Raw genomic sequence first — 12,236 nt, 5'->3', positions numbered from 1 at the left:
TTCGTCATGTTGTGGACGTTGGATTATAGCGAAGGATCGCCCGCTTTCCTTGACGCCTCGTGCGCGCCGACCGGCGCTTCGCTGATGCCGTACGCCGCCGGCCACTCGGCGGGCAGGTGCCAGGTGCCGAACACGCGGTCGAGGAAAGGCAGCGTCGACGAGAAATTGCGGTCCAGCGGCGCCACGCTGGTGTGGTGCCAGTGATGGAAGGCCGGCGTTGCGATGATCGATTCCAGCGGGCCGAGCCGGACCCGCAGATTCGAATGGATGAAGAATCCCCAGACGGTGCCGATGATAATCACCAGCGCCGGTGTGGCGCTGCCGCCCACGCTGGCGCCGGCCAGGCCGAGGATGTACAGCGGCGTCATGCCGAACAGCCGGGTGACGACCATGTCGACCGGATGCGCATGCGTGTTGATCAGGAAGTACAGGTGCTCAGGCTTGTGATGCACCGAATGAAAATGCCATAGCCACGGCAGCTGGTGGCTCAGCCGGTGGCCCCAATAGAAACCCACCTCGGCGATCAGCAGGGACAGCGGCAGCTTCACCGCCAGCGGCAACGCGCCCACGGCGGCCGGCACGGCGGCAGGCAGCACCGCCTGCGCGGCCACGGCAACCACGGCCATCAACGCGCTCAGCACGGCGGCCGGCAACAGGCTGTTGAGGAAATACAGGCCCAGGTTGATCGCCAGCGCACGCCGCGGCAGGTGCGCCTTGCGCACCGCGAGCCAGCGCTCCAGCGGCACAAACACCAGCGACAGCAGCACCAGCCACACGCACAAGCGCGCGACATTGACCGCAAAAGTGGGCAGGTAGGCGAGCAGGGCGTTCATCGAAGTCATGGTGCGAATAATGGCGGAAACGGAAACGACAATGCCGGACGCGAACGTCCGGCATCGGTTGAAGCTGGCGGCGAATTAAGCGGCCTTGGCTTTGCGGCGACGTGCGGCGAAACCGACCAGGCCCAGGCCCAGGCCCATCATGCCCCAGGTTTGCGGCTCAGGTACGGAGGCCACCATCGACACGCCATCCAGCAGCGAGAACGGCGGCACGCCGGCCGGAGTGCCCACGGCCAGGAAGCTCAGCACTTCGCTGCTGCTGGTGGCGGTGAAGGTGAAGGTCTCTTTTTGCCAGCCGGTGAAGCCGTGGTTGACGTTCTGCTTCACTTCGGTCGACTGGGTCTGGTTGCCCAGCGAGACTTTCCACTGTTCGGTGGTGGCGCCGTTGAAGGATTGCTGCTGTGCGCCGGCCCAGTAGAAGCTCAGGTTGTATTGTTGGCCGGCGACCAGGCCGTTGACGGTCTGGGTCAGCGGGGCGATCTCGAAGGCGCCATCGGCCGCGACGAAGTTGCCGCCGACCGGGCTGGCGCCCAGGCCGTTGGCGGCGCCGTTATGGGGACCCCACAGTTGCAGGTTGCCGAAGCTGCCGGTGGCGCCGCCGTTGTCGACGTTCGAGCCGTTGAACAGGAAGTTGTAGCCGTTGCTGTTCCAACCCTGCAGCTGATGGCCGCCCCAGCCGATCTGGCCGTAGTCGCCGGTTTCAAAACCGCCGTTGACGATCAACTCGCCAGGCACGGCGGCGTTTGCGATGCCGGTGCTCAGGGCTGCGGCGGCGGTCAGGGCTAACATTATCGATTTAAAGCGCATGTAAAAACTCCAGATTTCGTATTTGAGGCGGACGGCCGGCCGCCGGCGGCGCGGAACAGTGACTTCAGCGAACTTGCTTTTAAAATATTATGAATGAACAACATCAACATTGGAACATTTTTAATTTGTAAAGTAAGTTGAGATAGTCACAATAGATGTGTTAGCAATGGAAGCGATCCCGCTCAAAATACGAAAAAAATCCGGCCTCAAATCGTGATGCGCCAGCCTCTCTTTTCAGCGCCGGCCATGGCCAGCCAGAATAGGGCGGTGAAGCAGGCGGCGAACGCCAGCGAGGCGGCCCAGGGGCCCAGCAACGGGGTCAGCGGACGGTTGAAAATCGTCGCGTAAAGTGGCCCCATGATGCCGCTGCCTTCGATCACGCAAGTCGCGATCCAGGAGCCGGCGTAGGCGGCGATGGCGTTCAGGCCCATCGCGCGGCCCAGCGCCGGCCAGCCACGCACGTCGATCAGCTGATGCGCCAGCGCGATAACCAGCATGCCGAAACCACCGGTCCACAGCACGAACGACGAGGTCCACAGCTGTTTGTTCAGCGGCAGCACCAGCGACCACAGGCCGCCGGCCAGCATCGCCGCCGCGCCGGCCAGTGCCAGCGTGCGGGTCCGCCCTTGCCGCAGCCAATCGCCGGCGCGCAGGCCGAGGATGACCGTGGCCAGCGACGGCAGCGTGCCCATGATGCCCTCCGGGTCGTGGCCGATGCCGGTGGCTGCGTCGTACTGGTAGGCCAGGTGGCCGAGCAGCGCGCTGTCGACGCGGTCGGGCAGGTTCAGGCCTGGCTCCAGCGAACCGCCAGCGGTCAGCAAGGCCCAATATCCCAGCACGATGGCCGCGAACACCGCCCATTGGGCGCGGGCGCCGCGCACGTGGATGGCCAGCATTCCGGCGGCGGCGAAGCAGATGCCGGTCCGCTGCAGCACGCCGAACAGGCGGAAGGCGCGCCCATTCAGCAGCAGCATCGCCACCACATGCAGCGCTATCCCCAGCAGCACGATGCGCGCGGCGCGCAGCAGCACCGGGCGCGTAAGGTCCTTGGCGTTGGCGCCGGCATCAAGGCGCGGCCCCAGCGCAAGGTTGATCGAGACGCCGACGATCAGCAGGAAGATGGGGAAGATGAAGTCCGGCGGCGTGCAGCCATGCCATTCGGCGTGCTCCAGCCAAGGGTAGACGTGCGACCAGTCGCCGGCGTCGTTCACCAGCAGCATTGCGGCCACAGTCAGGCCGCGTACCGCGTCGATAGAATTGATGCGCATAGTTTTCGAGTTTAAAGCTGCAATTTGAAATGCAGCCGGTTGAGGCCCGCCGCCAGCGCCATGACGATGATGGCGTAGGCAAGGGCCCATAGGAATCCGGGCCAACCGGAGCCCAGCGCGTCCGGCAGCGCCAGGTGCAGCAGCTGCATCAACGCATAGACGATGTAGGGAATGATATAAACCAGCAGCGGATTGGCAGCCGCCGGCCGGACCAGCGCCACCCAGCCGCTGATGCGCCGCAGGTCGACCACCCAGTACAGCGTCGCGAACAGCAGCACGCAGATGGCGGAGCTGTAAAGCGCCCAGCTAGGCGTGGCGTAGATCTTCGATATCTTGAACCAGGGCCGCAGCACAAAGGCGATCGCGGTCAGCGCCAGCGCAAGCAGCAGCGCATCGCGGAACGGCTTGCCGCGCCCTTGGCCGAAGAAGATCAGCGACGTCACCATGCCGCACAGCGCGATCGATGTGTGCACCGCGTTTTCGGCCTGTGCGCCCAGCAGCTGCGCAAGCGCGGACGTTGGCGCCAAATGGGCGGCGGTGTACAGGCCCGTACAAGCCAGCACCAGCGCGACGAGCGGCAAGATGCGCGCACGCGCAAGCTCCCACGCTACTGCGCTGTACAGGTACGCCCAGCCTATCAATCCCAGTATGCCCCACCATTGCGGCGCGAGCCGCTGGCTGCCATCGGCGCCGCCGCGAAACGCCAGCGCCAAGGCCACCAGCCCGCAAACGCCGGCTGCCCGCAAGGCCAGCGACAGTATCCTGTTCTCGAAACGGTGGACGGCCCACACCAGCAGCGCGCAGCCGTAGAACAGCAGCGACCACAAATGGATGGACATGCCCATCGCCGCCTCGTTGTAGCCATCCTCCGCGTTGACCATGAAGACGCCCAGCACCAGCAAGCCGCCGGCGCGGGTGAGCACGTGCCGCCAGCGCTGGGCCGCCGTGTCGCCAACCGCCAGCCGCTGCGCCATGGCGAACGGTATCGACATGCCGACGATGAACAGGAAGGCCGGGAACACCACGTCCGGGAAGGTCATGGCGTCGGCGTCCGCCGGGGCGTGTTCCATCCAGGCCGGCATCCCGCGCACGCCTGCCAGCGTGTTCACGAAGATCATGACCAGGATGGTGACGCCGCGGAAGGCGTCGATCGCCAGTATCCGCGCGGGCTTAGAGTTTGCCACGCAGCCCCAGGTAGTATTGACGGCCGTTCGAATACGAGGCGATAGGCTGGTCCTTGTTGGTGCCGTAGTAGCGGAGCACCGCGTTGTTCAGGTTCAGCGCATCGAAGGTGACCGACAGGTTCTCGTTGATCTTGTAGCTGATCGACGCCGCCAGGTTGCCGGTTCCCGCCATCACCTGCGGGAAGCTGTTGTACAAGCCGCCCGAGAAGCTGGAGCGGTAGGTGTAGGCCAGGCGGGCGCTCAAGCGGTCGTCCTCGTAGTAGGTCTCGGCGTTGTAGGTGTTCTTCGAGTTGCCGACCACCGGCAGGCCGTCGTCCGCCTTGCCGTCGGTGTAGGTGTAGTTGGCCACCACGCCCACGCCGCCGAACAAGTGCTGCTGGTACGCCAGCTCCACGCCCTTGTTCTTGGCCGCGATATTGGTCGGCGACGAAATGGCGTAGCTGTCGAAGCGCTTGAACGAGTTGTTGAAGTAGGTGAGGTTGGCCGTGCCGTAGGTGACGTAGGACGACATGTCCATGTAGAACAGGCCAGCCGACAGCAGCGCTTTCGGCGCGAAGTACCATTCCAATGCGACGTCGTAGTTGGTCGAGCGAACCGGCTTCAGTCTCGGGTTGCCGCTGCTGCCGGTCAGGTTGGTGTCGTTGAGCGTCACCGCGCCGACCATCGCGCTGAAGTCTGGGCGCGCCATCGTCTTGGCGACCGCCGCGCGGGCCACCAGCTTGGGCGACAGGTCGATCTTGAAGTTCGCGCTCGGCAGGAAGTCGTTGTAGCCGCTCTGGTTCAGCGTCGGCGTGTATGGGCCGTTCACGTTGTCTTGGCCGATTGGATGGTCGCCGCCGGGGATGTTGGTGATGGTGGCCTGGTTGGTGTGCACATAGCGAACGCCTACGTTGCCGCGCCAGCCGTCGCCAGCCAAGTTGACCATGCCGTAGATGGCGCTGGACTTCTCCTTCACGTCCATCTCGCCGGCCCAGTTCTCGGTGGTGGGGCCGCCGGCCAGGTCGTACTTGGCCGCCCATGCGGCGATGTCGGCGGGATTGATCTGCCACACATTGCGCAGGAAGCCCCCGCTGTTGGCGATGCCGTTGCCGAAATTGGATGGGTAGGTCGAGCCGTTCCAGGCGGGCAGCGGCGCCGAGGTGGTGCCGTCGCAGGCCTTGCAGCTGCGGTTTTCCGGCTGGCTCACGCTGCGATGGTGCTCGGCGAAGCGCACGCCGAACTTGGCGGACTCCATGACGCCGCGGTCAAGCCGCAGCTCGGCGTCGGCCTGCGCGTATTTTTCGGCGTCCTTGGTGATGACGTGCGAGCCCCAGGCGGAAGCGGTGACGTAGTTGGTGAACTTCGACGTGTCCGCGCCGGGGAAGGACATGGTGGCCGGCGACAGGCCATTCAGCGTGTAGCTGGAACCGGCGCCGGTCAGCCCCGCCTCGTAGCCGATATCGGCCGGAGTCTTGCCGGTGCCGCGCGTGTAGCCCACGCTGCCGCTGATGCGCAGGTCCTGGTTGACCCTGTAGCTGCCATCGAGGTCGATGTAGGCCGACGAGGAGGACGAGCCGGGACGGTAGATCTGGTCGCCGAAGGCCGAATACAAGGACGAGTTGTAGGTCTGCGTGGCGCTGACGGCCGGGTACTGCGAAGCCGGTATCGTCGCCGACACCAGCGTGCCGCTCTTGATGGTGTAGGCCGAAGGGATCACGCCGACCGGCGCGCCGGTGTCCGGATTGGTGGCGTTGATGTTGGCGGCGATGTTGTTGTAGAAGCTGCGGTTGTAGTTGGCCGCGTCCAGCTGCGAGCTGAAACCGTTGATGTCGAAGCTCAGGTCCTTGTTCGGCTTGAACTGGAGGTCGAAGGCGCCGCCGGTGCGCTTGCGGGTCTGCTCGAACAGCGAGGCGCTGATGCCGGCCGGCGCCAGGATGCCCGCCAGCTCGGGATGCGCCTTGGCCGCGTTGCTGTCGGCGGCGATGGCGGTGTAGCCGTAGAACTCCTGCCCGTCGCGGCGCTCATGGCGCTTTTCCGAGAACAGCTGCACCAGAACGCCGAAGGTCTTGGCGTCGTTCTTCCAGCCTAGCAGCGCGTTCACTTGCGGATCGGTCTTGCTGGGCAGGTCGGCATGGATGGCCTGTGCCGAGGCTTCCAGCGTCAACTGCTTCTTGAAGTCCAGCGGCTTGCGGGTTTCGATGTTGACCGAACCGGCCACGCCGCCTTCCACCATGTCGGCCTGCTGGCTTTTCTGGACCGTGACCGCGCTGACGATTTCCGACGGCAGCAGCGCGTAGCTCACGCTGCGGCCGACCGCGCCCGCCTGGTCCAGCACGAACCAGTCGCCGGTGCCGATGGTGTGGCCGTTGACCTGCGTCTGCGTCAGGCTGGAGCTGGTGCCGCGGACGCTCACGCGGTCGTTCTCGGCGAAGCCGCCTTCGCCGCCGGCGGAGGAGGAGATGTTCACACCCGGCACGCGCTGGATCGCGTCGGCCACGTTCTTGTCCGGCATTTTGCCGATGTCTTCGGCCGATACCACTTCGGACAGCGTATCGCTATTGCGCTTGCGGGCCAGCGCCTGCTGCAGGGAGGCGCGAATGCCGGTAACCACGACCTGTTCCAGCGGCTGGGCGCTGTCGCCAGCCGTTTGCTGCGCCACTGCGGGCGCCGCCGCGCACGCGAGCATCAATGCCACCGCCGACGCGATAGGCGTTGGCACCGTTTTCATCCCTGCTTTGCTGTCCATCCAAGCTCCCTCGATAATAGTTTTAGTGTGGGCAGATTCTCCCTAGTCTTCCTTAACGAAATCCAAAAGGAACCTTAAGGGTTTCCTAACGCTGTGGCGCGCAGGCGATTGACAGGAGCACAAGAAGATGCGTAGATACGGGCTTCACGAAAGAGGTGGCGACACATGAAGATATGCCTGGTCGAGGACGACCTGGAACTGGGCAAGGCCTTGCAAGCGGCCTTGCAGGATGCGGGACAGGAAGTGGTATGGGTGCGCCGCGCCAGCGATGCGCGCCATTGGGTGGAAAACGAACCATTCGACGCGGTGCTGCTGGACCTGGGGCTGCCCGACGGGAACGGCATCGACGTGCTGCGCGAGCTGCGGGCATCCGGCCACACGCTGCCCATCCTGGTCATCACCGCGCGCGACAGCCTGGAGGACCGCCTGAACGGCCTCGATCGCGGCGCCGACGACTATCTGGTCAAGCCCTTCGTGGTCACGGAACTGCTGGCGCGCCTGCGCGCGGTGATGCGGCGCGCCACCGGCTGGAGCGAATCCGGTGAGCCGGTGTGGAAGGTCAAGGACCTGGTGCTGGACGATAAGCGCATGCTGCTGACCCGGGCCGGCGTCAATGTTGTGCTGTCCAAGACCGAATTCGCGCTGCTGCACGCGCTGATGCGCTACCCGGACCGCGTGCTGACCCGGCGCGAGCTTGAATCGCGCGCGCTGCCGCACAGCGAGGGCGCGGCGCTGGACGTGCACATGTCGCACCTGCGGCAGAAAATCGGCGAGGGCTACATCCGCACGGTGCGCGGCGTGGGCTACGTCGTCGACAAATGACGATGCACAATCGCTCACTGTTCAAGCGCCTGCTGTTCGGCTTCATCGCGGTGATGATGCTGATCTGGCTGGCGAACCTGGCGCTGGATGTGTACGAGACCCGCACCAGCAAGCGCCGCGACATGCAGCGCGAGCTGCGCGCCAGCGCCTTGCGCATCATCGTGCTGATGCAAACCATCGGCGAGCGGCCGCCCGAGCAGGTCCAGCCCCTGGTGCGCAAGATGGAGCAGCTGCACTACGCGCTGTACACGGAGCTGGGCTGGTACATCCCCGCGCTGCAAACGCAGGTCTGGCGGCACGGGCAGCTGGTCTACGCCTCGCCGGACGCAGGCCTGCCGCCCACCGATGCCGCCGCCGGCCCGCACCGGCAGCCGCTCAGGGACGGCTGGGTGGTCTCGGTGGAAGACGATCCCGCCACCGGCGTCACGGTGCGCATGGCGACCGAGGTGATAGGCGAATGGATGCTGCAGGTGTCGAGCATCGGCTACTACTTTGCACCGTTGTTGTTCAGCATACCGTTCCTGCTGCTGCCGGCGTGGTTCATCATCCGTGTCGGACTTCGGCCCTTGAAGTCCATCGTCGGCGAGATCGAGGAACGCTCGGCCACCGATTTGTCGCCGCTGGCGCCGTCACCATACCTGGAGCTGTCGCCGCTGGTCGGCTCGGTGAACCGGCTGATGGAGCGCCTGACCGAGCGGCTGGAACGCGAGCAGGAATTCCTCGTCGATGCCGCGCATGAACTCAAGACGCCACTGTCCATCATCCAGATCAATGCCGACACACTGGCCACCACGCGCACCGCGCAGCGTGTGGAGGAGGCCGGGCAGGGCTTGCGCACCGGCGTGCAGCGCGCCACGCACACGGTCCATCAGTTGCTGGCCCTGGCCCGCTCCGGCGGCGACCGCGATCACTCCAGCCTGGTGCCGCGCGACCTGGTCGAACTGGTGGCGGACCGCCTGGCGCTGGCCGGCCAGATCGCCGCTACGCGCCACGTCGAAATCGAACTGCAGGCGCCGGAGCGCTGCATCCTGCCGATGCACCTGGAAAGCATGGCATCGCTGATCGATAACCTGGTCAGCAACGCCGTCAAGTATTCGCCGGAAGGCGGGCGCGTGACGGTATGCATCCTGGAGACCGACGGCCGCGTGGACTTCTCGGTGGCCGACCAGGGACCTGGCATTGCGCCGGAAATGCAGCGCAAGGTGTTCGAACGCTTCTTCCGGCTGCCCGACCAGGACCAGGCGGGCAGCGGCCTTGGCCTGGCGATCGCCGAGCGGGCAGCAGCGCGCAACCAGGGCCGCATCCTGCTGGCGAATCGCGACGAGGGACCGGGGCTGATGGTAAGGGTGAGCTTTACGCAAAACCCGGCCTGAACGTGTCAAATTTGCCATATAATCTGGCCGCTGAAACTCTCATACCCCGCCATGAATTATCTGACCCGCTTTCGCCCGCTGATCCTCGCTGTGCCGCTGCTGCTGGCCGGCTGCCAGTCCACCATGCAGCGCATCGCCGATTGCAAGGTCGGCGACTGGAACGCCATCGGCCATAAGGACGGCCTGCAGGGCGAGCCGGCCAACTACGCGGAGCGCAAGGACTTCTGCGACGATCACGCAGACGCCAAGCAGCCCGTCGCCAATGGCGCGGAGGCGCAATACACGGCCGGCTGGGCGCAGGGGAACTGGGACTTGTGGTCGCAGTTTGGCAAGGCCGATGGCGGCAATGGACAGCAACCGCAATTCGACGCCCACGTGGCCAGCGAAGAAATCCGCAAGCACAATACGCCGCTCAACCGCCCAGCCTACGATGCCGGCTGGGCCATCGGCAATTCCGAATACTGGCGAGGACTGGGCAAACGCGCCGGCACCGACGGCCAGCCACTGGCCGCGCAAAAGGACGCAGCGCGCGCCAAGGCCGCAGCCACGCAGCTGCGCTTCGACGAAGCCGCATACTCAGACGGCTGGCAGATCGGCAACCGCACCTTCTGGCAGGATGCCGGCTACACCGACGCGCGCAACGGCACGCCGGACAGCGCCTTCCGCGACCGTGCGGCAGCCGCCCGCAGCGCCGGCGTGCAGGTGCAGGAGGAAGCCTACCGCGCCGCCTGGAACGGCGAGATCGTCAACTACTGGCGCAACCTCGGCACGCAGGATGCCGTCAGCGGCAAGGACTTCGCCATGCGCAGCAAGGAGGCGCGCGCCAAAGGACTGAAGATTTTCGAGTCAGACTACCGCCAGGCATGGGAGACGCGGCTTGCCGCCTACTGGAGCCAGGCCGGTGCCGACGATGGCTATGGCAAGCCGTTCATGCTGGACGAGCGTATCGCCAATGCGGGCCGCGATGGCGTGTTCGTCACCGCCAAAACCCGCGACCAGTACACGGCGGCTTGGGAAGAGCAGAACACCAGGTACTGCCAGCCGGAGAACGCTTTTGAACGTGGCCGCACCAACATCGGCATGATGGTCGAAGTCTGCCGCGTCGAGATGCGCAACCAGTTGAAGCATGCTTACGTGAGCGGGCAGGATTTCGAGATCGCCGCCGCCAAGCAGCGGCAGGCGGTGGACGATGCCAATGAAGTGGCGAACCGCCTGAATGACGCCCGCCATCGGCTGGCCAGGCTGGAACGCGAGATCCGCTCGAACCAGGACGCGAAGGACCGCGTGGTCAACGACGAGACCAGGAAGCAGGACGCCCGCCGTGAACAGGAGCGCCGCGATCTGTACGAGTACATCCCGCGCCTGGAGCGCCAGCTCGATGACGCCCGCCGCTGGGTGGAACGTCATGAGCAGCAAATGCAGCGCTTGCGCCGCGAGATCTACTGACCGCCGTCAGAACCCGCCGCTGGAGGTGACGAAGGCCGCGAAGCTGCCGACATTCAGGCTGCCGAAACCGGTCGTGTAGTCCCAGCCCTTGGCCGCGGTGTAGCCGCCGTTCGTGCCGGAGATGACATCGTGGAAAAGCGCGGTCTGCGCCACACCATATTTGTACAGGGCGGGAGCGGGGAAGGCCAGCCGGTTGCCATTGGCTGACTGTATCCGCGCCCAGAAGCCGGCGAAGATAGGTGCGGCCAGGCTGGTGCCGCCGTACTGCACGTACTTGCCTTTGACGAGCGTGATCGCGCCCGTCGACGGATCGCCGGCGAAGGAGATATCCGGCACGCCCCGGCGGGTGGAAGTGCCCAAGACCTTGGACGCCAGCTGCCAGCTTGGCGCGGCTTCGATCAGGCTCACGCCACCGCCCGTGCCGCCGCCGGTGGCGCAGGTGCTGTAGTTGGTGCACGCCCAAACGGTTTCACCGGTCCATGTGCCGGCGGTGCTGGTGGACACCGACGTGCCGCCGACCGCGATCACATATGGCGAGACGGCGGGATAGCTCTGCGCGCTGGTCTTGCCGCCGCACTCGTAGGAACCCGCATCCCCGGTGGCGACGACGAAGGTCTGGCCTTGCGCCACGGCGGCCAGGAAGATCTGGTCGTCGGTGGCCTGGGTCCCGCTCAGGCGCGCATTGGATTCGCACTCGCCCAGCGATACGTTGATCACCTTGGCGACATTGGCTGCGACGGCCGCGTTGTAGGCCGCCGTCAGATCCGCTTCGGACAGCGAGTTCGCCGCATAAAACACCATGGACTTGACGGCACCACCGGCCGCGCCAAGCGCGTTCTGGCTGTCGATATTCCACTCCGCCGTATTGTCCGTGGTGGCGGTCGTGCTCACGCGCCGGCTCGCGCTGGCGACGTTGACCACACTGACCACCGGCTGCGCGTATCCGGCGGTGCGGGCGAAGCTGCTCAGGTCCGTCAACGTCTGCGTCATGCTGCCGGCGGTGATGATGCCGATGGTGGTCTTGGCTGCGGTGGGCAGGCTGGTGGCGTTGTAGATCGCCGGCCAGGCCGTCGGACTATGGCCCACTTTTCCGGCGGTGGCGTACACCGATGCCTGCGCCTCCACCTGCGCGGTGTGCGCCAGATGCACGGTTTGCAGGCCATGCACGCCGAGCACAATGCCGCTCAATGCGCTAGGCACCACCGGATCGTTGGTGTTCGCATACGCCGTGCGTTCGCCTCTGGAGAAGTGGCGCATCTGGACATTGAAGGCCGAGCGCGCGGTGCCCACCGAACCATCGGCGCTCACCAGCATGTTATTTGGACTGATCTCGATGTTGACGAAGCCACTCTGGCTCAGGTGCTTGACCACTGCGGCGACATCCGCCGCCGTCGGCGCATACCGCGACAGGAACTGTTCACTGGTCAGCGGGGTGTTGGTCTGGCCGGACATCAGGGTGGCGGCGAAGGCTTCGAGCTGCTCGCGATTGCGCAGCTGAAGCGAGACCGCGACGTGCAGCGTATCGCCGGACCGCATCTCGGCGCCGGGCGTGAAATCGCTGGCGTCGGGCGCATGGGAATGCGTGGCGCGCCAGTTCTGCGGCTGCGCGTGGACCGGCAAGGCCTGCGACAACGCCAGGCCACAGGCCACAGCGAAAGTGATGGGGCGAAGAGTGAAGTGCATGACGTGCTCCTGAGCTTTAGCAGATAAAGTTTATCGCAGGAAATATCTCTTGCGGTGAAATTTACACGTCTTTACAGCCCCGGTTGCGG

The 12,236-nt window shown here is 65.3% G+C and carries 9 protein-coding genes; 3 read left to right on the top strand and 6 right to left on the bottom strand.

All coding sequences use genetic code 11. The features are described from left to right. Positions 1–23 precede the first annotated feature (23 nt). From ACUJB0_RS02080 to ACUJB0_RS02060, 5 genes are all read right to left on the bottom strand, one after another. The gene (locus tag ACUJB0_RS02080; protein ID WP_444843761.1) at positions 24–833 is read right to left on the bottom strand and encodes a sterol desaturase family protein; all 810 of its coding nucleotides are present in this window, start codon (positions 831–833) and stop codon (positions 24–26) included. Between the two features lie 84 nt (positions 834–917). Beyond that, positions 918–1,628, bottom strand: coding sequence for a PEPxxWA-CTERM sorting domain-containing protein (locus tag ACUJB0_RS02075; protein ID WP_444843760.1), 711 nt, complete (start codon positions 1,626–1,628; stop codon positions 918–920). A 224-nt stretch (positions 1,629–1,852) separates the two neighbouring features. After that, positions 1,853–2,914: an acyltransferase family protein gene (locus ACUJB0_RS02070; RefSeq protein WP_444843759.1), complete on the bottom strand. Its 1,062-nt coding sequence runs from the start codon at positions 2,912–2,914 to the stop codon at positions 1,853–1,855. A gap of 11 nt (positions 2,915–2,925) precedes the next feature. Continuing rightward, complete coding sequence (locus ACUJB0_RS02065; RefSeq protein ID WP_444843758.1) at positions 2,926–4,098, bottom strand: DUF5009 domain-containing protein; 1,173 nt, start codon at positions 4,096–4,098, stop codon at positions 2,926–2,928. Beyond that, positions 4,085–6,823, bottom strand: coding sequence for a TonB-dependent receptor (locus ACUJB0_RS02060; RefSeq protein ID WP_444843757.1), 2,739 nt, complete (start codon positions 6,821–6,823; stop codon positions 4,085–4,087). Before ACUJB0_RS02060 ends, ACUJB0_RS02065 begins: the two co-directional genes overlap by 14 nt. A 165-nt stretch (positions 6,824–6,988) precedes the next feature. Between ACUJB0_RS02060 and ACUJB0_RS02055 the strand changes: the two genes are divergently transcribed. The 3 genes from ACUJB0_RS02055 to ACUJB0_RS02045 are packed head-to-tail and all read left to right on the top strand — an operon-like array spanning position 6,989 to position 10,464. Next, a complete protein-coding gene (locus ACUJB0_RS02055; RefSeq protein ID WP_161083362.1) occupies positions 6,989–7,645 on the top strand; it encodes a response regulator transcription factor in 657 nt (218 codons plus the stop codon). Positions 7,646–7,647: 2 nt separating this feature from the next. After that, positions 7,648–9,018: a sensor histidine kinase gene (locus tag ACUJB0_RS02050; protein WP_444843756.1), complete on the top strand. Its 1,371-nt coding sequence runs from the start codon at positions 7,648–7,650 to the stop codon at positions 9,016–9,018. Positions 9,019–9,069: 51 nt separating this feature from the next. Beyond that, positions 9,070–10,464, top strand: coding sequence for a DUF2799 domain-containing protein (locus ACUJB0_RS02045; RefSeq protein WP_444843755.1), 1,395 nt, complete (start codon positions 9,070–9,072; stop codon positions 10,462–10,464). 6 nt (positions 10,465–10,470) lie between these two features. Here the strand turns inward: ACUJB0_RS02045 and ACUJB0_RS02040 are convergent, their stop codons facing one another. Further along, positions 10,471–12,147 (bottom strand): S53 family peptidase, encoded by a 1,677-nt coding sequence (locus ACUJB0_RS02040; RefSeq protein ID WP_444843754.1) that lies wholly within the window; start codon positions 12,145–12,147, stop codon positions 10,471–10,473. Between the last annotated feature and the right edge of the window lie 89 nt (positions 12,148–12,236).

It is taken from the genome of Duganella caerulea (assembly GCF_040362985.1).
GTDB classification, from domain to species: Bacteria; Pseudomonadota; Gammaproteobacteria; order Burkholderiales; family Burkholderiaceae_D; genus Rugamonas; species Rugamonas vulcania.
This window is presented reverse-complemented; position numbering and strand designations above follow the sequence as displayed.